The sequence below is a fragment of the Bacillus sp. URHA0034 genome (assembly GCF_056280405.1).
On sequence record NZ_JBWCDK010000002.1, the window covers coordinates 176,479 to 198,077 of the forward strand.

Sequence of the window (21,599 nt, forward strand, 5' to 3'; positions counted from 1 at the left end):
ATTATTTGCTATTATTAAAGGGGTTATATCATGATTCGAGTAAAGGTGTCAAATTTATTTTTAAAATTTTCGAATATTATAAAATAAACTTAGATTTTAGGTAATGGTAAACTCCATCTTCATCACAAGTAAACTCTGTCACATCATCCGTTATTTCTTTTATGCTATCAGGTGCATTTTTCATTGCTACTGCATAATTCACGAGCCGCAGCATCGGTAAATCATTGTCGCTATCCCCAATTGCCATTGTTTCCGTCTCGGACAACTTAAAGTGCTTTAACATTTGTTGGATTCCGGTTGCTTTGTTGACGTTCGCCACCATCAGTTCGACGTTATACTCCGTTGAGATCGAAGTGGTAAAGTCTATTTCTTTCTTTAATTGCTCCAGTTCTTCTTTCCAGTGATTGATTTTTTCCTTTGTTCTGGCAAAGAAATAGAATTTGGAGAATTCATTCCCGATCATTTCATCCGCCCAGTTAATTTTTTCTTTAAGCGCATCCTTACGAGAAAGCCACTCATTGATTCCTACACCCTCTGGCTGCGGATCTCTTATTTCATTTTCTACGTAGTCCCTGTCCTGTTTTAAGGTGATCCGGGGAGCGCCATATGGAAACAGTTCATAATATACCTTGTTTTCCCTTGCCATTTTAATAACGATTTCCACTAACTTACGTGAAAGGGAATGTTTAAAAATCACTTCATGGCCTGCATAGCCAACCATCCCATTCGAGGCTACAATCCCATCTACTTGAAAACCAGGCGGAACGATGCCTTCTATTTCTTCAAATGCTCTGCCTGTAGCGATAAAAACATTGATACCACGGTTTCTAAGTTCATCAATGATTTCTTTCGTATGTATACTCACCTTGTTTTGATGGTTTAATATCGTTCCATCCATGTCCAAAAATATCGCTTTTGGTGTTACCTTCACCTAAATTTCCCCCTTGCTTACAAAAAGAATTCATTTAGTTAGTATACACTTTATTTATTTTCCCCACTATAATACCATCTTCCCTCCTCAATCTCGGGTAGTATTCCTCTTATGTACTCCTTTAGATTTTCCGGCAATTCATCTTTTTCAAGTTCATCAAGTGTAAAGTAAATAATTTGTGGAGCAGCTGGATCCATTACTTGGACTTGAATTTGGGTGTGCCCTTTTATGTCTGAAATTTTCCTTGTTAGCATGATATGATAAGACATCTCCATCACCTCATTACCATTATAACAGAACAAATGTTCCTTTTGATTAAGATACCCAAAAAAACTTGTGGGACGCCTCCAAGTATTTTTATCATTTATATTCTGTTTAAATTTGCATTCCTGAATCTTTATTTGTTCATTCATTGCAATGCTATCGATTCAACTCACTGTCTTACATGAAAATCTTTCTATAAATAGAAAGGGTGACTCAGTCGAACGATTTCGACTTCGGAGTCACCCTCAAAATATGATTTATATTATTTACTGTTCACAACAAACGTGTTACCTTGTTGTTCCATTGACCAACCAAGTATATCAACTGCAGACTGAAGTGGAATATAGGTGATCCCTGTTTCACTCTTGATTGCAGGTGTTATCAGATGTACTGGTTTATTATCTACAAATGCTGTATTTCCTTGTACCTTCCATTCAATATCTTTATCATTTGTTGATAGGGCTAGACGGTTATCCTTTGTTTGTTTCACTAAGCCATTGATGCTGCGAGCAAAATCGTCAAGTGGGACCATTACATTACCTTTGTTGTCTACATATGGCGCTTCTCCAGCATGGCTTACACCTAATAAGGCATTATTTAGCTGTACGTTAGCAACTGGCCCATTGGAAGACTTGACAGTTAAATCACCGTCGTTAAACATGTAAGGCAAGAAATTAGGATGTTCAAAATCAAACATATCTAACATATTATTGGCATTTGCATCCTTGCTGTTTAAGGCGGATAAACCATAGTTCCATTCTAGGAATTTCAAAAGCGAAGAATGGTCATATTGCACGTGGCTTACATAGTTCTCTTTTGCATATGGGGAGATGACCATTGCCGGAATACGTGGTCCATCTCCTTGTAATCCATCGGCGTTTGGCGTTACAGTTGGAGGGGCAATATGGTCAAAGAATCCGCCTCCTTCATCATACGTAACAATAATGGCTGTATCTTTCCAATATGGGCTGTTCATAATCTTGTTAATCGTATTGACTGTGAATTCTTCTGCTGATGGAGTACTCTGGTTTCCAGTACCAGGATGTTCATCATCTCCATAACCAGCTTTTATAAAACTAACCGCAGGAAGATTGCCCTTATCGATATCCTTCAAAAAGTTATTGTAATCTTTTAGATTATTATCATATTTCCCATCCTCATAGTTTTGGAAATACTGGAACGGGTTATGGTGAGGTGAGTACGTCTTTGCTTCGTCTGAAGCTGGATTTGCTTTTGCAGCATCCCATCCTCCAGCATACCAAGCCCAGGATTGCTTTGCTGCGCTTAACTCATCGCCAATATTTTTGTAAGTGAGATTATATTTAAGTCCATTGGTGCTATCCCCGCCAAATGGACCATTTTTAGGAGAGGGGTCACCTGTAATTTGAGCCTTAGGATTTGTGTTTGTATTTGTCGTTTCATTTCCGTTTCCGGATTGCGCTCCCACTAAATACAATGCACCTGGTGTTGACGGTCCATAAACAGGCTGAAAATAGTTATCTGCCATCGCAAAATGCTGAGCGTACTGCCAATAAGCAGGTATTTCATTGTAATCAAAATGAGACATAGATAGTAAACCCTTGTCATTTGTATCAGTAGACTTGCCACTATCATGATTCACTTGATAAAACTTGTCCATTTTTCCTCCATCGGCCATGGAGATCATAGCAGTATAACCATGATTTACATCTGTTTCTTGGATGTCGCCTTTACCCGCATCATGCCAAGGATATACTGGAATTCCATTTGAATCAGGATTATAGACATTTCCGTTAACATCTTTAGGTACACTACCTGTTACATATTTTAAGTTTCTAACGTCATTAGGTGTTCCGGGAAGTGATTTAAACCCCGGAGCATATGGATATGTACCAAAATAGTTATCAAACGTACGGTTTTCCTGAAAAATTACCACTGTATGTTTGATTGGCGATGCTGTTTTTAATTCGGATGCCATTTGCTGTTCTACTGATGTTTGTTTTGGCACTTCAGCGTATACCTTCCCAACAAAAGGTGCTGCCATAATCGTTAATGCGCTTAATGATAATGTGACTGTACGTATTCCTTTTCTCACCTAGAATCTCCTCCACTACTCTCTTAATATTATTTCTTTCAAATAAGATTTAACCAAAAGAATGTAAAGGAATAGGAACGAGAGTGTAAAGGGACTGTAAAAAAATATTAGAATCTGATGAGAATTAATCTTAACTATCTAGGAGAAACGTGGCCATGCTGAAAAATGCCCTAATTAGAACGTTCCCTTACTTTACAAAAGAGAAAAGGCATCCCTTCCTGAAGGAATGCCCTATAGTTTAAAAAGCTTCTACTCTTCTATTGCATAATTGTTCGTTATCTTCAATTATTGACTCTGTCAAATTTAACGTTAGGGTAAAAATACTCTGGCCTTCTTAATCATCCAAAACGATATCATCGCGACGATGGCTAAATAGAATTCCACTACCCATAAATTTGTATAATGGCCGGTCTGTATGAATACCAGCGGAAAATCAATGAGTGCATGTATAAGAATAGCATATATTATGTAAACAAATTTCTTTTTTACAACTGCAATCAATACCCATAAACTAAAAGCGAGCTGCATGAATACGGCGAAGAACCGTTCCACACAGGCTAATAAATAATAGGATACACCATTGTTTAATACGGAATCTTTTATAATTGCGAGCTGGTCCGTTGGGATTTGTCCTCCTAACGATTTTTCAAGTGTACCTGAATTAATCATAAAGGCAAACATAATGTTCGGAACGATCATCGTTAACATTAACACCACTGCCTCAATTCCCCCCCAGCCTATTCCAAAAGAAATTCCGCGTTTGTAATCATGGTATTTCTTTAACAGCCAAATGAATAAAAGAAAGCGGCCAAGCTCTTCAAATAAGCCTGCTGCCATTCCCCCATATAAACCAAAAGCCCACGGGTGGTCCGCATAATGTGGAAAGGCAGTAATGACCGCAAGATGGAGCGCTTTTTCCAAAACTTGTGTAAACACCACAAATCCAATCGCACCTACTATTACTGGCTTTACGGCAACTCCTGTCTTCTTACGAAAATATAAAATTAACCCAATAAATAATATAATCGAAAACACAATCGGAGCAAACATTGAAATAATCTTTGCTGTACTAACCAAGCTATCTCCCCCTAGAAAAGCTTTGTTTTTTATTATCATTATTAATAATGATAAAAATTTTTACCATTAACTGTCAATTCTTTTTTTTGAACTTACAATTAAAAATATATATTCAGTAACAGTATTTATGTTAGTTTACGTCCTTCAGAGATTAGAATATTGTTCTCTAAAAGTACAGTTTACTGAAATATCCTAGATGGTTTATTATGGAAGTTAAGGATGTAAAGGGGTGTTGAATTGAAGACTATTATTCAATCATTAGTTGGTTCCTTTGTAGGTCATTTAATCTATATAGTTGGACCAATGATCGTCGGTTATAAAAACAAAGAATTATCAACCTGATATTACGAATAAATGGGGACAAGTAGAAACACTTCAAAATGAAGTGGCGTTTGGGGTAGGAGGTTCTCCACTGTTTTTTCTTTTTACCTTTATCGCGTTAGCACTGATTTGCGGATTAATCATCATTTCCTATAGGAAGATTGTTGGGTCACGATAAAGGAATGAGCTTCGGATGCAGACAAGAAGACCATATAGAAACATCCAAGCCGTCCGAATAAGCAACAAAATTTCGCAAATGAGCCTAAAAAAAGGAGATTATGAACGTACATTCAATAAAAAAGACTTAGAGGCTCGATCAAACCAAATTAACTTCTAAACAGAACAGATGTTTTGTTGTACAATAGTGAATGTCTGTTTTTGTTTTACGAGATTAATATGATTAAAGGTGGAATTAAATTGAATGGTACATCACACGCAGTCATTGGATCAGCAACAGGATTTATTGTGGCTCATACATTTCATGCCTCTCCGACTGAGACACTCTTATTTGTCGGACTAGGAGGCGTCTCAGGATTAATGCCCGATTTAGATATTGACGGAAAGCTGCGCGGAAAAATTACACTGCCACATGAGGTGATACGGCTATCTGCCCTGATCATTGGATTGATGATGATCGTTTATAGTTTCGTTGAGAAAGCCGTCTTAGAGCGATGGCTGGGGGTTGGAATCGGATTATTAATTATCGTGGTTGCCTCCTTCATTAAGCAGAAACATATGTTAACGGTAACCGGAATAGCAGTCCTTGTGGGCGGATTCTCGATAGACGAACGATGGTTAATTCTACTAGGGATATACCTTGTCATTGCGTCCTTTTCTTCGCACCGCAGCTATACCCATTCTATCTTGGGTATTGTTTTCTTTGGGATGATTGCTTCCAACTTAGAGGCTTCACTGGGGATCCAAGGTGTTTTCTATACCTGTTGTGGTGGTTACATCAGTCACCTGATAGCAGATTTAAAAATCCTGCCATTTAATAAACGGGGGATAAAGCCCTTTTTACCTCTGTCACACAAGGAAATTTAACTCTGACAATCTATTTCACTTAGATCAGCATAAAATGGAGGATGGTGACCACTCGTGTGGCCACCCTTTTATTCTGCCCTGTAGCTTATTTTCCTCAAAATCCTCGTTTAATTCCTGATGTTATTTAGGATTAAATAAATAATAAATTCCTTTTTTTAAAGATTGAATAGTATTAAGTAAAAGCCATTTTACACCATTCTGGAGGTGAGGAATTTGAAGGATGCTGGTCCTATCGGTATGGAAATTGGTATTTATTCGTTAGCGGATATATACCCAGATCCGCTAACAGGGAAAACCATCAGCACAAAGCAGCGAATTGAGGAAATCATCAAGGCTGCCAAATTGGCCGATGAAGCAGGGCTGGATGTATTTGGCGTAGGAGAGCATCACCGTTTAGATTATGCCGTGTCCTCCCCGTCAGTGGTGTTGTCCGCCATTTCCCAAGTTACAAAGCGAATTAAACTAACAAGTGCTACGACAGTCCTAAATACCGTAGATCCTGTTCGTTTATTCGAGGAATTTGCCACACTGGATCTTTTATCCAATGGGCGGGCTGAAATTATTGCGGGACGTGGGGCTTTTTTAGACTCCTTTCCCCTTTTTGGATTCGATCTAACTCATTACGATGAATTGTTTGAAGAACACCTGGAACTTTTTCTAAAGCTAAATGAGCAGGAATTGGTTTCCTGGAATGGTCGTTATCGTTCATCCTTAAAGGATGCAGCCATCTCTCCACGACCTGTTCAACAGTCGATTCCTATCTGGGTAGGTGTTGGCGGGACAGTGAAAAGTGCCGAAAGAGCTGGCAGATTAGGGACTGGATTAGCCTTAGTGATTCTTGGCGGGGATCCCAGTTTCTTTCAGCCGTTTGTTGACCGATACCGAGAAACGGCTGCTCTAACCGGCCATATTTTAGAAGACATGAAGGTTGCCGTTACCGGGCATGCCTATATTTCAAAAACGAATCAGCAGGCAATCGAAGAATATCACCCATATCACTCCAATTATTGGAACCAAATCAATCGTCAGCATGGGGTAAATAAGACTTGGTCAAGAGCTGAATTCGAGGAGATGTGCAGCAAGGAAAAAGCCCTGTTCGTGGGAAGTTCACAGCAAATTATCGAAAAAATCATGCGCCAATACGAATTGTTTGGACACCAACGATTGTTAGCCCAAATTGATATAGGCGGTATGCCCTTTAAAAAGGTTGCCGAGAACATTGAACGATTGGCAACAGAAGTTGCACCCGTTATACGAAAAGAAACAAGGAAATGAATAGTGCTAAAACCAAATAATATTTTAAGAGCGTCAAAGCAAAAAAACTTGGATGGACTCCAAGTTTTTTTGAGTAAAGGTTATTGCGTTAGTTAACGAACGTCTCTCTTCGGAGAGCTTTTAATCAGCTTAATCTCTCCATTTTTAGGGATTAGTTCACTGATATTTTCAAACTTTTCTTCCCTTTGATTTTGCCCCTCCCAAACATATTCCTTAAAAGACCAGCAAAAGAGTTTTCGGGCCACTCTTCCTTTTTCTCCAATTAAGTTAAACCAGCCCTGTCCAACATAAAAAGGATTGGTTAAAAATCTATCCATGATATAATCGATACGGTCCTTCTCTTCCCCTGGATTAAATTGCGTTTTAGACGAAAGAGCTAAAATAAAATAGTTTTTTAACGGATCTAATTCTAGTAATTGCAGATGGTAATTCTCACGTTGTTTTTGATTGAAATCCCCTAGAATGGTTTTGATGCTTTTTTCGACATCTATTCCAAATTTATTTGCATCTTTCCAGGACGCTAAACGTGAATCAAAAATGGACAAGGTAAGAATATAATAGGCAGCAAAATTTTTCGGATCAAATACTTCATTCACCACTCGCTTTTCATCTTCTGGTACAACAATAAACTTTTTATAGTCCGCAAAGAAATCTTCCATCACATCGTCTACCTTCTTTCATACCTTGATAGAATGATTGAATAAAATGGCTTTCATTTTATATTCTAAATATTCCGTTTTTAACTTCAAAAATCCTGCTGAATTTTACAAAAATCCACATCTTTCATGAAATTTAATCAAAAAGACCTATGAAGAGATCTTTAATTTGTCGTAATCGATAGGTACACGACCAGGTATATTAAGCAGTTGTCGTGACGGGTGACTATTCGGCTGAGTTTTTATGACCGTTCGACTTTATTTCCTAACCCAACGGGTACAATTATCTGTTTTTGTGACCTACCAGCTGCATTTCCTAACCCTACAGGCACAATTATCTGTTTTTGTGACCGTTCGGCTTTATTTCCTAACCCAACAAGCACAATTATCTGTTTTTGTAATCGTCAAGATATCGCAAAGGTTTTCATTCTAATGAGCCAATACAACTGAAAGGATTTTTTCTACATAAAAGCACATCACTATTTTCGTATAGTGATGTGCTTTACCGTCTATTTCACTTTTCATCAAAAAAATCTTAAATCTTATCTACTTGATCGAACTGCAGCCACTAAACCCCCATTTGGTAACGTAATTCGCTTTGTCCCAGATGTTTAGTTTTTCATTTTTTGCAATAGTTTCATCTTCCTGATAACGATCTATGTATCGATAAGGTGGATGGATGATGTAGGCCACCCGAGCCAATCCTTCTTTAAGCAATGTTTCTTGAACCGATACTCCATCAACATACACATAGGCAAGCAGTCGTCCGTAGGCATCCCGGTCGTTCCCTTTCTCCATTTCTAGTGTAATGTTTCCTGCTCTCACTAGCTCGTCATTTCGATGAGCGGCTTCCATCGCAAAAGGCTGAACACACATACCTGGCTTTTTCGATTCGGGTGTATCAATCAATAAATATCGAACCGTTTCCATTTTGCCGTTCATCTTTACTTTAAGGGTATCCCCATCAATCGTCGCAGCCCATGTTGCTCGTATCTGTTGGCCGGGGGTACTACCAGCCTCTTCTACTATCGAATCCCCTATTTGAGCCTCATCCTCAATGATCCTTTCAGTTCCTATATTTTCTTTGTTCTGTGAAGTGAGTGGCTGAAAAGCTAGAATCGAAGTGGCAGCGATCAAGGCGCATCCGGCTACTCTTTTTCGCATAAGAATCCCTCCAGTGATTATTATCTCGTTTTCGTTCTTTTGATTGGCCAAGCGTCCCATCGCAAGGATCTTCCGCCTTTCAGCCTTTAAATATAGAAAAAGAGGCAAAAAGGTTAATCTAGTTTGAAAAATTCATCAAAAAAAACTATCCCACTAAATCGGGATAGCTCGTGTAATATTTAATTATTTATCACAATATCATCAAAATTGATTCTACTCCCTGATGTCCCAGAAACGACAATTCGGAAGCGGACCGGAGCCGTTTGGCTTAGGGTAAAAGTTTTAACAGATAAAGTGGATGAACTAGTATTCGTACTACCTACATTCGTCCAGGTCGAACCGCTATTCGTCGACATTTGCAGCTGCCAATTAGCTCCGCTGTCGGTTCCGAAGTTGGCATGAGAAATCTGAATACTCTTGGCCCCGCTGACATTAAAATTCATCGTAAGCGCTCCAGTTGCTCGTACACGTGCCGACTGCAAGCCGGTTTTCTTATCGGTAGATAGATTGCCGATAAGAGCAATATCAAAGTACCAAGAACCGCTCGCAAGCGTCACATTTCCTGAAGTATACGCTGTTTTAGAACCGGATTCAAACTTTTCATTCAGGGTGGTGGTCGTTCCACCAGATCCGCTAGAACCGTACCCATAGGAACCTGATTTAAACGTGGATGAATCATACCACTTATAGCCTGGATCTGGTGCAGCCCACGGTTCTGCTTCCGGCTCAGTCGAGGTTTGTGGATTTTCCATCGCTAGCAAGGTAGTTGGCTGATCTAGCTGCAGCCCGCTAACCTGGGTTAACGAGGTATAACTCTCCTGTTTGGCTAACCAATCAATAATGTTCACGAGTAACGTACGATCATTCTGTTCCTTAAAACCATCGTAAGTTGTCTTTTTTGCGCCTGTTTCTTCACGTAAATATTTTGGGGTCGCATCTTCTACCGCCGAAGAATCACCGATAAACGCGGCTTTTCCTAATCCTAGTTTGGAAACGGCCGCATATGGGCCCTCTGCTCTGCTGCCGCCATTATAGATGCCTTGATCGACCGCATTGCCCCAAGCTAGTGTGGTTTTTGGAAGATAGACAATCCCTTTCGCCTTGGCAGGGTCTGTAATCGCTAAGGTGGAGCCGGCATGCATGGCAACCGTAGAGACGCCAGTTGTAATTCCGAAGGCTTGACTTGGTGTGATGATATCATTGGCCGTTACATCCCCTATCGCATTATAGCGGAATCGGAGTCCGAAGTTGGTTGACAGCCAGTCAGAACCGGTTACACCCTGCATCGCGGCAGAAGAAGCCTCTTCTGTCGTCATCCCTTTGGCCGGATTGGCATAGGCACCGCGACGATAGCCATTAAACACTTCCGATGCATCCCAGCGGTTTTTGTTGCGATCGGCATTATAATGATCTCCAATGAAAAAGATACTTCCTCCATTTTGCACATATTGGATCATCGCCGCTTGCTCAGAGGTTTTGTAGGGAATGTTGGCTTCCCCGATCACGAACACGTTGTAGCCTTGTAAATCTTGATAGGTAATCGGAGTGGTTTTTCGGAGCTCTTTTGCGTAATAGCCCTTGTTGGCTAAAGCATTAGCAAAATCTGAGAATCCACCATCCAACACCCAGTCTGCTGCACCAGCAGTTTGTCCGTGGGTATTATCAAATAAAATTTTCTTGCCATTCGCTGTTCCGATGGGCTGTAGTTGCGGGGCAGGATCGAGTGCATTTTCAGCTGAAGCTGACGGTGTAAGATAAAGAAATGAAGACAAGATCAGAAGGACCAGTGCCATAATGGAAAAGCTTTGACGTTTCATTCTCTCACTCCTCGAATATTTTGTCCTTCATAAAATACCACACTCATGTTAGGCGAATGTTAAGAATGATTAAACTTTTAAAATTTTCCCAACTTTTTATCGTCTTGCCACCTAAAGGTGCCAATTCCTTATTGAATTGATGTTTATCTAAAAAAATTGTTTTCTTTAATCGTGTACAGCAATTTCTACTAAATCCCAGGATGTAATGATCCCTTGGGGCTTTTCACTCTTTTTCCCAGTTTCAGTAATGATGACAGCCTCTAATTTTTTATTTTTATGATGATACTCTTCAAATATTTCTTCCACTACAAACATATCTGTTTCTTTACCAACAAACTCAACCAAAAGGGATCGACTGAAAGTATTTAGGTCTTGTACTCTTACCTCATCCAAATATACCGAATTACCGACCAAGTTTTGAGAAAACCATTGAATGATCCCTTCTGCCGTTAAGAGCCATTTGAAGCCATTTTGATTATAGATTGGATAAACAGAATACATTTTACGGTTAATGACGGTAAGAATATCCTTTAATTTTGCATCTTCAAAATAATAAAAAACTGGCTTAGTAGCAATGGAAAGGGCAGGCCTTGGTTCATTAATCTTGGAGGCTATCGTTTCAATTTTCTCGACTACGCTCAGGTGTGGTTCAGCAATATAAAACCCTTGTTCAACTTTGTCATGAACAATCGAGTTTCTAAGTCTGCCGAATATTTTTAAATCATCATAATGTTTTCTTATGATGGAATGCATCGGAAAACCTAATCTTAGCAGTTCCGTGTATTTGTCAGTTTTTGCATTTTTAATATTTTTTTGCAGCCAAGTATGAATTTTATTAAAAGCCACTTCAAAACGTTCAGATAATTCATTATCTGTTATTGTTGTCATGCTCTAAACCCCTCTTTTATGTCTTATTAAATATGAATGTTTGATACTATTTTATCTATATACCCAGAATAAAAAAGGAGGAGTCCTAATGATCTAGGAACTCCTGCTTTTATCGTCAATTATCTTGTTCTATTGTCTACAGATTTAATAGGGTCTTACGCTTTTTTCGATCATAGAGTTCTAAAGCAACTAAAAATAACTTTCTTTTCATTAATTCCTGTTCCAACAATCTTAAGTTTTGGTCCCACTTATTTAGTATGCTTACTACATATGCCTCTACGATATTTTCGTCACTAACTTCCTCCAATTCTATATCTAGTGCTTTTTCATAAGTAAGAGCAATCAAAATATAAGCCTCCTAAAATATATTCTATTTTAGGCAGCTCAGCCATCATAGTTTGAAACCTTAGACCTGTAGCTTTGCGTCCCAATCTTTCGAGTGGTTTGCCTTTATCTATCAAATGTTTTAACTAATTAAAGTAAATTAATTATATTACATATATTTCAAATGTTTCAAAATAAAATCACACAAATTTCGACATTAACAGAAAAATTTGAAAATCAATTGGAATTGATTGAAAAAGGAAATATCTTCATGGTTGTTTTTTAGTATATGTAGCTGTACAAATTTATAGTATTGCGATTATAGTAAATTATGATATTATTTTAAAAAAAGAGAGGGGTTATCAAATGAATACAACATACTCACCGACAGCATCAACGAAAACAAGAGCTCTAGTCATCAATGCACTTTTCATCGCATTAACCCTAGTGGCTACAATGTTTATCAATGTAAAGCTCCCCATTATGAGTAACGGAGGACTCATCCATCTGGGTAACGTACCTCTTTTTATAGCAGCCTTGGTTATTGGTAAAAAAACAGGAGCCATCGCAGGCGCTTTTGGAATGGGCTTATTCGATTTAATCTCTGGCTGGGGAGCATGGGCGCCGTTTACCTTTATCATTGTAGGTGCAATGGGCTTTGTAGCCGGTCTTATTTCTGAAAAGGTACCGGGTAAAAGGATCCTGGTCCATTCACTAGCTGTTGTCGCTGCACTGATTATCAAAATCGTGGGCTACTATTTTGCCGAAGTGATCCTTTATGGTAACTGGGTTCAGCCATTCGGCTCCATCCCTGGAAACTTTTTGCAGGTCGTCATTGCCGGTATCATTGTCGTCCCTCTTGTAGGACGCTTACAAAAACGAGCTGGAACGATGTAGTTCTCTGTTGTAGTACCCGTTCTCGCAGGTATAAAACCAATAGTCGCAATAAAAAAAGCGGAGTAATTCATAAATGAATTAGCTCTGCTTTTTTATTGACTCGTGGCTTTCTAATGTAAGACAAATCTGTTACCGTGAAGGTAACGTAACATTTCAGCACTTCTTCCTTGATCCACCATCCTTAACATTCTACCCGAACGAAATAAAAGCTGCCATTGCTTGGCAGCTTCTTTCCTGTTAGTGATAAGCAAGTCCACAAGAACAACGATTTTCTCCAAATAAAACATGATAAGATGCCGGGAATTCCTGATTGACTCTTTGGACTTCCCTAGCAAATTCCCTGCTATCCTCTGGTACCGGCGACAGTGCATCCGCTTTTTCTTGGGTGTCAATATTAGCACCCGGTGGAACGAAACTGTTCGGTGGGATGCGAACGCCATTTGTTACGACCGCATTATAAGAAATGAACGAGCCTTTCCCGACAATTGCATTATAAACAATGGAATTAAAACCAACAAACACCTTGTCCCCAATAAAACAAGGACCATGAACAAGAGCTCGATGGGCAATACTCACCTGATTTCCAATGAAGATCGAAAAGGCCTTCGGTCCAACCGAAATTCTTCGATTTAATAAACCATGTAAAATGACTCCATCCTGAAGATTGGTATTAGACCCTATATAAAACGGGGTTCCTTCATCAGCACGGACACTTACATTTGGGGCTACATATACATTATTTTTAATCGTAACGTCCCCTATTACACTGGAGAATTGACTAATAAAGGCTGTTTCATCAATAGTAGGAAAGCGTGGAACGGGATTGAAGGACGTAATGGGATTGGCGCTGATAAATGGTTCAAAACAGCAGTCTGAATGGCTATGTGATGATGACTTTGATTGTTTTTTTTCGCTCAAGAAAACACCTTCTTTGCAATCTATTTATATAGAATAATCGTATGCAAAAAGGCTGCGTCTGGAATGGACAAGTGTATGAAAGAAATAGTTTTATTTAGTAATCTTCACCTGTCTTTGTAAATAGGGATGGTGCAAGCGCAGTTTCCTCGTTCTACAACAAAAAGGCCACCACATAGTGACCTTCGCCGTTGTTTTGTATTTACTTCTACTCAAAACAAAATCTCGATCTTAGATAACGCCTTGCTCAATCATGGCATCCGCTACCTTTACAAAGCCGGCTATATTGGCACCAACCACAAGATTTCCTGGTGCATCATACTCTTCCGATGCTTTCAAACTCTTATTATAGATATCTTTCATAATGACTTGTAATTTGGCATCCACTTCTTCTAGTGTCCATGCTAGCCTTGCACTATTTTGCGCCATTTCTAAGGCGGAGACTGCTACCCCGCCTGCATTTGCTGCTTTGCCAGGCGCAAATAAAACATGATGTCCGATAAACGTATCGACCGCTTCTTGTGTTGAAGGCATATTTGCCCCTTCGCCGACAGCCTTTACTCCATTCGAAACTAACATTTCTGCTGCTTCCTTATTTAACTCATTTTGTGTTGCACATGGTAATGCAATATCACAAGGGATGGCCCAGATTCCTGAACATCCATCATGGTAGACAGCCTCTGGATGGTCGGTGGCATATTCAGAAATTCTTTTATTCTCCACTTCTTTTAACCGTTTCACTGTCTCTAGGTTAATTCCGTTAGGATCATACACATAGCCGCTGGAATCGCTGCAGGCGACTACTTTTGCCCCAAACTGTCTGGCTTTTTCCATGGCATAAATCGAAACATTGCCTGAACCAGAAACCACTACGGTGCTACCTTTAAAGCCTAATCCTTTACTTTTCAACATTTCTTCTACAAAGTAAACCGTTCCATATCCTGTTGCTTCTTTTCGGCCCAGGCTTCCTCCATACCCAATGCCTTTTCCAGTCAGTACCCCTGCTTCATAGGCACCTTTCAATTTTTTATATTGGCCAAACATATAACCAATCTCTTTAGCCCCTACTCCTATATCTCCTGCAGGAACATCGATATCTGCTCCGATATGTCTGCTAAGTTCGGTCATAAAGCTTTGACAAAAACGCATGATTTCTAAATCCGTTTTCCCTTTTGGATCAAAGTCCGAACCGCCTTTTCCACCGCCTATTGGCTGACCTGTTAAAGAGTTTTTGAGAATTTGTTCGAAACCGAGAAATTTAATAATGCTCGCGTTAACTGAAGGGTGAAATCTTAGCCCGCCCTTGTAGGGTCCAATTGCATTACTAAACTGAACCCGATATCCTCGATTCACGTTTACCTTCCCTTTATCATCCACCCAAGGAACCCGGAAGGAAATCAATCGCTCTGGTTCCATTAGCCTTTCTAGAACGGCTTGTTTAATATAAATTGGTTTTTTGACAAGGACAGGTACTAAAGAATCAAGTACTTCTTTAACAGCCTGCTGGAACTCCCTTTCATTTGGATTACGTTGTTGGACACTTTTATATAAACGATTTACGTACTCTTTCACGATTTCTGTTTGATTCTCTTCCACTCTTTCCAGCATTTTCATTCTGTTCAACCCCTAATGTCGTTAAAATTGAGAAAATTCCCTTTTCTTAAATGTGTTTTCATTTTATAATTTTATAATTGATAGGTTCAATATGAATTTCCGATGAAATCAATGCATAAAACGCATCAATGTGGAGGGATAAAATTGGAGACACGGCAAATTCACTATTTCCTAGAAGTCGCCAAAAGAGAGCATGTAACCGAGGCCGCTGATGCCCTGCATGTTGCCCAGTCTTCCGTTAGCCGGCAAATTTTCAATTTAGAAGACGAATTAGGGGTAGAACTTTTTATACGTGAGGGAAGAAGGGTCAAGTTAACCCCGCTAGGGAGAATTTTCTATGAACGGATGAAACAAGTGTGGAACATGATGGAGGATGCAAAACGAGAAGTAGAAGAATACCTGGATCCTGAAAAAGGGACCGTTCGAATTGCTTTCCCGATTAGCATGGCGGCTCATACCTTGCCGTCGATTATTTATGCTTTCCGCACTCGATACCCTGAAGCTAAATTTCAAATGAGCAATGCTCTTTATTATGATTTAATTGACGGTGTGATCAATGGTGAATTTAATTTGGCGATGATTGCCCCGATGCCCAATCAGGAAAAAGAACCGAAAATAAAAGGAGCGACTCTGTTCACAGAAAATATTGTCGCCCTCATCCCTCTCCATCATCGATTAGCTGATCGGAAATCGATCAGGTTACGGGACTTACGTGAGGATTCGTTCTGTGTCCTTCCTGAAGGTTTTGTATTTCGCGAGCAAGTGGTTTGGGCATGTCATGATGCAGGTTTCACACCACAAATTGCCTTTGAAGGCAAAGATATCGATGCCTTAAAAGGGCTCGTCTCAGCAGGCTTAGGTGTGGCATTAATGCCAGAGATGACATTGGTCGATAACACGCCGAGGTCCACCGTCATTGTCCCCCTATCCGATGCAAATCTGACGAGGACTGTCGGTGTGATCTACCCAACCCAACGGAAATTGCTCCCGACTGAGGAATTGTTTTATGATTTCCTGCTTGAAACGTATGAAAGATTAAATCAGTTTCGGTAGTTTGATCCACCTCGGAAGCAACAGAACCGTCCCCATGCTTTTAAAGGCACAAGAACATCTGTCAAAACATACTTTGTTAGTATCTCGATTACTTTATTCCATTTTCCATGATATTTTATTCATCACTGGTTGGAGGGTAATGATGCAAAAAAGAATTATTAATAATCTTGTGATCAATGGAATTGCTGTGAATTCGATTGATACGTCATCTGGAATTTTTGTGGGTATAAATAATGTGAATAACTGGTCTTCTTGTCGAAAAAATAATCATGGTTTTGGTTCTGTTTCTAATTCTCTTGTCTCTGAAAATTTTAGCTTGGTGATTGATAATGATGTCATTGACACCCCAATCGAAAATAATGCTGTGACTTACATGGATGGCAGACAGGATATTAACAACATTGAAGTGACAGAAATAAACGTCAACTCATTAGATTCTAACGCTGCCGTATCCGTTGGCGATAATCTGTTAAATGGTTGGAGTGCACATGGAAAACGGAATGATGGAACAGGCAGGTCGGCGGGTATTACTCAAAATAAATCGAACACGAGTGTCGTGATTGACAACGATTTAATGGACTGTCAGATTTACGATAAGGTAAAATATTAAATTCTTTTTCACTAAATTGGAGTGATTTCTTTGGCCATTCCTTTAGCCATTGGGGCAATCAACGTAAATTCATTAAATACAAACGCTGTTGTATCCGTAGGAGAAAATCAGCTCTATGGCTGGTCTTCCCATCGGAAGACCAACAATGGCGTTGGTATTCAGGTCGGAATTTTTACAAATTCTTTAAATTACACGATTATCGTTGACAATGATTTAGCTGATGCGCAAATGCTTGATCCAGATATTATTCCTGGAGTTCAGAGTCAGGCTCTTTGAGTTTATACTTGAAGAGCCTGATTTTGTTTATGAATCCGCAAAGTTATTTTCACCTTTTTAGCATGACCGTTAAAAAAAGTACATATGGTTATATTATAGATTAGTAGTACGGTAAGGAGTTTTTCATATGGTGAAGCCTCTTTTTCACTCCAAAGTCAAACAGATGTTAGGAGCAGATTTTTCCGAATTATTGCAGGAGCTTTCACCCTTTGTTGAACCAAGGATCGATATATATGAAGCAAATCGGAACTATGTTCTTTCCGTTGATGTAGCTGGAGCCAGTAGGCAGGATCTCTCTGTAAAATGGCAGAATTATATAGTAATGATTGAAGGAACCATAAACCACCATCCCCCTGAGGAAAGCATTAAAGTAATTAGAAGGGAACGTTTTTACGGTACTTTTAAAAGGGAAATTTCTATTCCTGACAAATGTGATCTCGGACAGCTTCAAGCGGTTTTTGAAAAAGGAATTTTATTGATAACCATCCCATTTAAAAAGAAGGAGAACAATCATGACATCGATTAAATATGGTTCGTTAACAATTGACAACATAAGAAATTCTTCTGGATTTTTTGTGGGAACAAACCTTCAAAAGGGACGAAAAAATGAAATGGTGATCAATGAGGGATTTGGTACAATTCAAGGAAAAAATAGAGTCAAATCTAATACTGGAATGGTAGAGAAACGCTCTTAAAAAGGAATGGGGTTTGATGGACGAAACAAATATTCTATTAAAAATCGATGAATTGTTCAAAAAAATGAACCATCTTGAGAAATCCCTACAAGAGAAAAGCACTCCCCCTATTATTGTAAAAATGGACGTGAAGGACCTTCATTTACAGGAATTAAAACTGGAGGAACTTGCCTTTCACCTTGATAAATTGGATATTAAAGAGTTAAGCGGAATGTTAAACCTTGGAAATACTTTCTCGCCTATCGTCCATCGCAAGCCCTTGCCGAAAAAACGTACTGCTGAAGAGAATCAAAAGAAAAAGGAAGATAAACAACAAGGCAAAACGCAAGAGATTGAAGTAAACATAAATGGGAAACAAGTACCTTACACAATCAAATAGGGAAAGGATGTTGGAATTGAAACGTTTTTCCCCCTCTTTTTTTATTGGTTCGATTTCGATAGGAACGGTTGAAGGTGCTTCATGTGTCAACCTCGGAAACAATCTTCCGAGTGGTTTCGTCAATTATAAAAAACAAAACCAAGGATTTGGTTCCATCTCCGGTGACAATAATGATATCCATGATATTTTAGCAACGATTGAGGAAGAGGCTATAACTGATACATTTCATTATGATACATTAGCCCAATCAGAAAATGAACAAATGGTTGATAAGATTAAAAATGAGATGTTTGATGCAGAACTAACTATTGGAGAACAACCTGAAGGCGAGCAGAGTGAAAATCAAGATGACCAAGATGTTTGATTCGGTCTATTCTCCGATAAAACATCTATTTTTGCTATTTGTTATTTCCATAATTGACGCTTTTAATATGTACAAGACCTCCTCATTGGTGGAGCACACAGAACCCCCTTAATACAAAAAACTGAAAAAACTCATCCATTTGGGTGAGTTTTTTGTTTACATAATATTTTTACCGTTCCCTCAAACTGCATTGCCTTTTATTTTTTCAGATTTGGTTTTCTTGATAATTTGATTGTTTCCTATTAAGCTAATCTCACTAAAAGGATTGGGATCTCCGACATGAACATTCGAATAAATAAACGACTCACTACCGACGATTGCCCGATTAATCACCGCATTTTCCCCAACAAACGTACCTGGCATAATCACCGAATCCTTGATGACCGCACCTTTGCTCACCGTCACGCCATGATAAAGGAGCGAATTTTCGACTCTACCGAACACTTTACATCCCTCAGATACTAATGATTCACTTAAGACCGCTTTTCCGTCCAAATAGAAAGGCTGTTGAGACGTTTCACGGGTATAAATCCCCCAATCTTCATGCTGGATTATTGGATTAGTTTCATACGAAAGTAAATCCATATTCGCTTCCCACAGGCTTTGAACGGTTCCGACATCCTTCCAATAACCGTTAAACCGATAAGCATACACCTGACGATTATCCTGAATCATGGCTGGAATAATATCCTTACCAAAATCCTTAGAAGAGAATCGTTTTTTCTCCTCTTTCTCTATATATTTTTTTAACAAGCTCCAATTAAAAATGTAAATCCCCATTGAAGCGAGATTAGATTTAGGTTGTTTGGGCTTTTCTTCAAAATCTAGGATTCTTTTGGAGCCGGAATCCATATTCATAATCCCAAACCGATGAGCTTCTCTCCATGGAACATGAATCACAGAAATAGTCGCTTCTGCTTTTGTTTGTATGTGTTGTTCGAGCATTTTACGATAATCCATTTTATAAATGTGGTCACCCGATATGACAAGGACATACTCAGGATTATGACTTTCCACATAGTCGAGGTTTTGGTAAATTGCATGGGCCGTACCTTCATACCACCGATCCCCCTCCTCACTTTGATAGGGCGGAAGGATCGTAAGGCCGCCATTTTTCCGATCTAGATCCCAATATTTACCGTCTCCAAGATAATTTTGCAATGTGTGAGGCTGATACTGGGTTAAAACTCCTACGGTATCAATCCCGGAATTGCTGCAATTGCTTAAGGTAAAATCAATGATCCGGTATTTACCGCCAAATGGTACGGCTGGTTTTGCCATCGATTTGGTCAGGTCTTTTAATCGTGTCCCTCGGCCGCCAGCTAAGAGCATCGCTATACATTGTTTTTTATTCATAATTTTTCCCCTTTCCCAAAAATTCCTATATAGTATTTAACTTCCCTATTTCAAAAGTTTTAAAACAATTATATAGCTGCAGAAAAACTGGATTGACCCTATTGGGGCTTTGCAAGCAAAGCGGTCACACTAAATGGATATATCCAGTTTTTGAGGTCAAAAACGGTTGTTTGTTGCCTGGGAACACGAGGATAATTAGTCAATCTAAATTCTCTATAATTAAATATTAATCTAAAAAATTTTAATAACAAGGTTATCGGAAGATAATCTAACAAAGATATTGTAAAATAATAAGAAAGGGTTTCCATATCTTTTTTATCGATTCAAACTGAACACCTCTTCAAATGTATATTCGGCTGTTACTTTTGACATGACTTTTGGATTACAGCTGCTAGCTGCCAAAATCTGTTAGTATAGAGCGGTTTATCAAGAAGCTAATAAGCATTATAATTAGCATAAAAAAATGCTCAGGCATTTAACCTCTGAGCATTTTTGAATATTGTAAGGATTTTACTTTTATAGTAAATCACTCACTTTGTTGCCGGCATTTAAATTCGTTTGGATGAGTTTTTTTAAGTCCTTTTCACTTTTTATGTTAAGTAGATCTTCCTGATACCAATTTTGGAGTTGTTTTCTCGTCAGCGTATATTGTTTATTTGGAAAATGAAAGGTAATCCAGTCTGCATTTTTAACCAGAGCAAATAGATAAGTCGCATTATTTATTACATTGTTTTTTATGTTGCCCGATACATTTCCATAATCAATAACCATTCCATAAGGTTTCTTTTCAGTTTGGAGGGAAACTTCTTTTAATTCTTTATGATAAGGTAATTTTTGGATTATATTCACATCGGTACTATTATTACCTATATACGAACCCTTGTAAGTAAATATGTCTTGATTGGAATCATTGTTTGAACTACAACCACTTAAACTGATCAACATTAATACCACCACAACAAAATACGGTGTAGTATTCTTCATGATCTTCCCCCTTGTATTCATTTCACCAATACCATTTTACCATAAAAATCCAATACTTTATCTTAAAGTCATCAGTCAGTCATTCCCTGTAACATATCTTAATGTGATGGATGTTTTAAGATAGGAATCCCTACAGGTTATAAGAATACATTGGTTTTGAATAAAATGGTTGTTCTTGACAGTTTAATTTCTCTTATTATTGGGTAATTAAAAGATAAAACCAGGGGAGGTGATGAAGGACTAAGATATTTTCAGATGTTAGGAGTATTTTATTTTAACAGAACCAAAATCCTATGGCATGAACGTGCTTCATCAGTTTTCGATATTGAGAGTCTTCTCAGGTAAAACGATTAGAACAAAATCTATGTCAGTCCTTTGTGTATTCCATTGCTTCTATTCGGAACTAAATTGGAAGGAGGAATCTTAGAAATGTTCGAACCGGATGTATGCATTTACTGTGGTGAACAACTCTCAAAATGGGAACGTACCAGACATTATTGTTGGAACTGCAATGAGTTAACATCCGAAAGTTTATATGAAGATGATGAAGATTGGATTTTTACCGTAAGTTTCTAATGATTTTGGTTTCACTATAAAGCAAAAGTTCAGTTGGCCAGCAAC

Annotated in this window: 24 protein-coding genes and 1 riboswitch; of the genes, 11 read left to right on the forward strand and 13 right to left on the reverse strand. The window is 38.7% G+C overall.

Translation table 11 applies throughout. The features are described 5' to 3' along the window. Window positions 1-76: 76 nt before the first annotated feature. The 4 genes from ACZ9EE_RS03070 to ACZ9EE_RS03085 all read right to left on the reverse strand — a co-directional run bounded on the left by ACZ9EE_RS03070 (window position 77) and on the right by ACZ9EE_RS03085 (window position 4,346). Window positions 77-931 carry an HAD family hydrolase gene (locus tag ACZ9EE_RS03070; RefSeq protein WP_476025219.1) on the reverse strand — a complete coding sequence of 285 codons (855 nt, stop codon included), beginning with the start codon at window positions 929-931 and terminating at the stop codon, window positions 77-79. A gap of 50 nt (window positions 932-981) precedes the next feature. Then, on the reverse strand, window positions 982-1,344 hold the full coding sequence (locus ACZ9EE_RS03075; protein ID WP_476025220.1) for a hypothetical protein: 363 nt from the start codon (window positions 1,342-1,344) through the stop codon (window positions 982-984). 113 nt (window positions 1,345-1,457) lie between these two features. Then, a complete protein-coding gene (locus ACZ9EE_RS03080; protein WP_476025221.1) occupies window positions 1,458-3,269 on the reverse strand; it encodes a phospholipase C in 1,812 nt (603 codons plus the stop codon). 309 nt (window positions 3,270-3,578) lie between these two features. Continuing rightward, complete coding sequence (locus ACZ9EE_RS03085) at window positions 3,579-4,346, reverse strand: YhfC family intramembrane metalloprotease (protein ID WP_476025222.1); 768 nt, start codon at window positions 4,344-4,346, stop codon at window positions 3,579-3,581. 738 nt (window positions 4,347-5,084) lie between these two features. Between ACZ9EE_RS03085 and ACZ9EE_RS03090 the strand changes: the two genes are divergently transcribed. Continuing rightward, window positions 5,085-5,711 (forward strand): metal-dependent hydrolase, encoded by a 627-nt coding sequence (locus ACZ9EE_RS03090; RefSeq protein WP_476025223.1) that lies wholly within the window; start codon window positions 5,085-5,087, stop codon window positions 5,709-5,711. 237 nt (window positions 5,712-5,948) lie between these two features. After that, window positions 5,949-6,986: an LLM class flavin-dependent oxidoreductase gene (locus tag ACZ9EE_RS03095; protein ID WP_476032837.1), complete on the forward strand. Its 1,038-nt coding sequence runs from the start codon at window positions 5,949-5,951 to the stop codon at window positions 6,984-6,986. Between the two features lie 92 nt (window positions 6,987-7,078). Here the strand turns inward: ACZ9EE_RS03095 and ACZ9EE_RS03100 are convergent, their stop codons facing one another. The 5 genes from ACZ9EE_RS03100 to ACZ9EE_RS03120 all read right to left on the reverse strand — a co-directional run bounded on the left by ACZ9EE_RS03100 (window position 7,079) and on the right by ACZ9EE_RS03120 (window position 11,857). Continuing rightward, window positions 7,079-7,648, reverse strand: a complete 570-nt coding sequence (locus tag ACZ9EE_RS03100) for a hypothetical protein (RefSeq protein ID WP_476025224.1) — start codon at window positions 7,646-7,648, stop codon at window positions 7,079-7,081. 540 nt (window positions 7,649-8,188) lie between these two features. Further along, the gene (locus tag ACZ9EE_RS03105; RefSeq protein ID WP_476025225.1) at window positions 8,189-8,806 is read right to left on the reverse strand and encodes a thermonuclease family protein; all 618 of its coding nucleotides are present in this window, start codon (window positions 8,804-8,806) and stop codon (window positions 8,189-8,191) included. 179 nt (window positions 8,807-8,985) lie between these two features. Continuing rightward, window positions 8,986-10,623, reverse strand: a complete 1,638-nt coding sequence (locus tag ACZ9EE_RS03110) for an Ig domain protein group 2 domain protein (protein WP_476025226.1) — start codon at window positions 10,621-10,623, stop codon at window positions 8,986-8,988. Between the two features lie 165 nt (window positions 10,624-10,788). After that, window positions 10,789-11,511, reverse strand: coding sequence for a CBS domain-containing protein (locus tag ACZ9EE_RS03115; RefSeq protein ID WP_476025227.1), 723 nt, complete (start codon window positions 11,509-11,511; stop codon window positions 10,789-10,791). A 136-nt stretch (window positions 11,512-11,647) separates the two neighbouring features. Continuing rightward, the gene (locus tag ACZ9EE_RS03120; RefSeq protein ID WP_476025228.1) at window positions 11,648-11,857 is read right to left on the reverse strand and encodes a hypothetical protein; all 210 of its coding nucleotides are present in this window, start codon (window positions 11,855-11,857) and stop codon (window positions 11,648-11,650) included. A 29-nt stretch (window positions 11,858-11,886) separates the two neighbouring features. Beyond that, window positions 11,887-11,970, reverse strand: a riboswitch (cyclic di-GMP riboswitch). A gap of 231 nt (window positions 11,971-12,201) precedes the next feature. Between ACZ9EE_RS03120 and ACZ9EE_RS03125 the strand changes: the two genes are divergently transcribed. Continuing rightward, complete coding sequence (locus ACZ9EE_RS03125) at window positions 12,202-12,732, forward strand: ECF transporter S component (RefSeq protein WP_476025229.1); 531 nt, start codon at window positions 12,202-12,204, stop codon at window positions 12,730-12,732. Window positions 12,733-12,969: 237 nt separating this feature from the next. On the opposite strand, the gene ACZ9EE_RS03130 is transcribed toward ACZ9EE_RS03125, so the two are convergent. Next, the gene (locus ACZ9EE_RS03130; protein WP_476025230.1) at window positions 12,970-13,650 is read right to left on the reverse strand and encodes an LbetaH domain-containing protein; all 681 of its coding nucleotides are present in this window, start codon (window positions 13,648-13,650) and stop codon (window positions 12,970-12,972) included. A 228-nt stretch (window positions 13,651-13,878) separates the two neighbouring features. Beyond that, entirely contained in the window at window positions 13,879-15,261 is a 1,383-nt protein-coding gene (gene gdhA, locus ACZ9EE_RS03135; RefSeq protein ID WP_476025231.1) for an NADP-specific glutamate dehydrogenase, read from the reverse strand. Window positions 15,262-15,405: 144 nt separating this feature from the next. Between gdhA and gltC the strand changes: the two genes are divergently transcribed. The 7 genes from gltC to ACZ9EE_RS03170 all read left to right on the forward strand — a co-directional run bounded on the left by gltC (window position 15,406) and on the right by ACZ9EE_RS03170 (window position 18,638). Beyond that, the gene (gene gltC / locus ACZ9EE_RS03140; RefSeq protein ID WP_476025232.1) at window positions 15,406-16,314 is read left to right on the forward strand and encodes a glutamate biosynthesis transcriptional regulator GltC; all 909 of its coding nucleotides are present in this window, start codon (window positions 15,406-15,408) and stop codon (window positions 16,312-16,314) included. A 142-nt stretch (window positions 16,315-16,456) separates the two neighbouring features. Further along, the gene (locus ACZ9EE_RS03145; RefSeq protein ID WP_476025233.1) at window positions 16,457-16,924 is read left to right on the forward strand and encodes a spore germination protein; all 468 of its coding nucleotides are present in this window, start codon (window positions 16,457-16,459) and stop codon (window positions 16,922-16,924) included. A gap of 30 nt (window positions 16,925-16,954) precedes the next feature. After that, on the forward strand, window positions 16,955-17,200 hold the full coding sequence (locus ACZ9EE_RS03150; protein WP_476025234.1) for a spore germination protein: 246 nt from the start codon (window positions 16,955-16,957) through the stop codon (window positions 17,198-17,200). Between the two features lie 127 nt (window positions 17,201-17,327). Then, entirely contained in the window at window positions 17,328-17,726 is a 399-nt protein-coding gene (locus ACZ9EE_RS03155) for an Hsp20/alpha crystallin family protein (protein WP_476025235.1), read from the forward strand. Beyond that, window positions 17,713-17,895, forward strand: a complete 183-nt coding sequence (locus tag ACZ9EE_RS03160; RefSeq protein WP_476025236.1) for a hypothetical protein — start codon at window positions 17,713-17,715, stop codon at window positions 17,893-17,895. The genes ACZ9EE_RS03155 and ACZ9EE_RS03160 overlap by 14 nt, the downstream gene beginning before the upstream one ends. Window positions 17,896-17,911: 16 nt before the next feature. Further along, the gene (locus ACZ9EE_RS03165; RefSeq protein ID WP_476025237.1) at window positions 17,912-18,274 is read left to right on the forward strand and encodes a hypothetical protein; all 363 of its coding nucleotides are present in this window, start codon (window positions 17,912-17,914) and stop codon (window positions 18,272-18,274) included. 7 nt (window positions 18,275-18,281) lie between these two features. Then, window positions 18,282-18,638, forward strand: a complete 357-nt coding sequence (locus ACZ9EE_RS03170) for a hypothetical protein (protein WP_476025238.1) — start codon at window positions 18,282-18,284, stop codon at window positions 18,636-18,638. Between the two features lie 180 nt (window positions 18,639-18,818). Here ACZ9EE_RS03170 and ACZ9EE_RS03175 read toward each other — a convergent pair whose 3' ends face one another. Continuing rightward, on the reverse strand, window positions 18,819-19,994 hold the full coding sequence (locus tag ACZ9EE_RS03175; RefSeq protein WP_476025239.1) for a glucose-1-phosphate adenylyltransferase: 1,176 nt from the start codon (window positions 19,992-19,994) through the stop codon (window positions 18,819-18,821). A 516-nt stretch (window positions 19,995-20,510) separates the two neighbouring features. Beyond that, window positions 20,511-20,978, reverse strand: coding sequence for a DUF4825 domain-containing protein (locus tag ACZ9EE_RS03180; protein WP_476025240.1), 468 nt, complete (start codon window positions 20,976-20,978; stop codon window positions 20,511-20,513). A 429-nt stretch (window positions 20,979-21,407) separates the two neighbouring features. Between ACZ9EE_RS03180 and ACZ9EE_RS03185 the strand changes: the two genes are divergently transcribed. Then, complete coding sequence (locus tag ACZ9EE_RS03185; protein ID WP_476025241.1) at window positions 21,408-21,554, forward strand: hypothetical protein; 147 nt, start codon at window positions 21,408-21,410, stop codon at window positions 21,552-21,554. The last annotated feature ends 45 nt before the right edge of the window (window positions 21,555-21,599 follow it).

Coding starts and splice junctions, on each gene's coding strand:
- ACZ9EE_RS03075 (WP_476025220.1), bottom strand. CDS start 1,344: ATGAATGAACAAATAAAGATTCAGGAATGCAAATTTAAACAGAATATA.
- ACZ9EE_RS03095 (WP_476032837.1), top strand. CDS start 5,949: ATGGAAATTGGTATTTATTCGTTAGCGGATATATACCCAGATCCGCTA.
- ACZ9EE_RS03105 (WP_476025225.1), bottom strand. CDS start 8,806: ATGCGAAAAAGAGTAGCCGGATGCGCCTTGATCGCTGCCACTTCGATT.
- ACZ9EE_RS03110 (WP_476025226.1), bottom strand. CDS start 10,623: ATGAAACGTCAAAGCTTTTCCATTATGGCACTGGTCCTTCTGATCTTG.
- ACZ9EE_RS03115 (WP_476025227.1), bottom strand. CDS start 11,511: ATGACAACAATAACAGATAATGAATTATCTGAACGTTTTGAAGTGGCT.
- ACZ9EE_RS03125 (WP_476025229.1), top strand. CDS start 12,202: ATGAATACAACATACTCACCGACAGCATCAACGAAAACAAGAGCTCTA.
- gdhA (WP_476025231.1), bottom strand. CDS start 15,261: ATGAAAATGCTGGAAAGAGTGGAAGAGAATCAAACAGAAATCGTGAAA.
- ACZ9EE_RS03145 (WP_476025233.1), top strand. CDS start 16,457: ATGCAAAAAAGAATTATTAATAATCTTGTGATCAATGGAATTGCTGTG.
- ACZ9EE_RS03155 (WP_476025235.1), top strand. CDS start 17,328: ATGGTGAAGCCTCTTTTTCACTCCAAAGTCAAACAGATGTTAGGAGCA.
- ACZ9EE_RS03160 (WP_476025236.1), top strand. CDS start 17,713: ATGACATCGATTAAATATGGTTCGTTAACAATTGACAACATAAGAAAT.
- ACZ9EE_RS03165 (WP_476025237.1), top strand. CDS start 17,912: ATGGACGAAACAAATATTCTATTAAAAATCGATGAATTGTTCAAAAAA.
- ACZ9EE_RS03170 (WP_476025238.1), top strand. CDS start 18,282: ATGTTGGAATTGAAACGTTTTTCCCCCTCTTTTTTTATTGGTTCGATT.
- ACZ9EE_RS03175 (WP_476025239.1), bottom strand. CDS start 19,994: ATGAATAAAAAACAATGTATAGCGATGCTCTTAGCTGGCGGCCGAGGG.
- ACZ9EE_RS03180 (WP_476025240.1), bottom strand. CDS start 20,978: ATGAAGAATACTACACCGTATTTTGTTGTGGTGGTATTAATGTTGATC.
- ACZ9EE_RS03185 (WP_476025241.1), top strand. CDS start 21,408: ATGTTCGAACCGGATGTATGCATTTACTGTGGTGAACAACTCTCAAAA.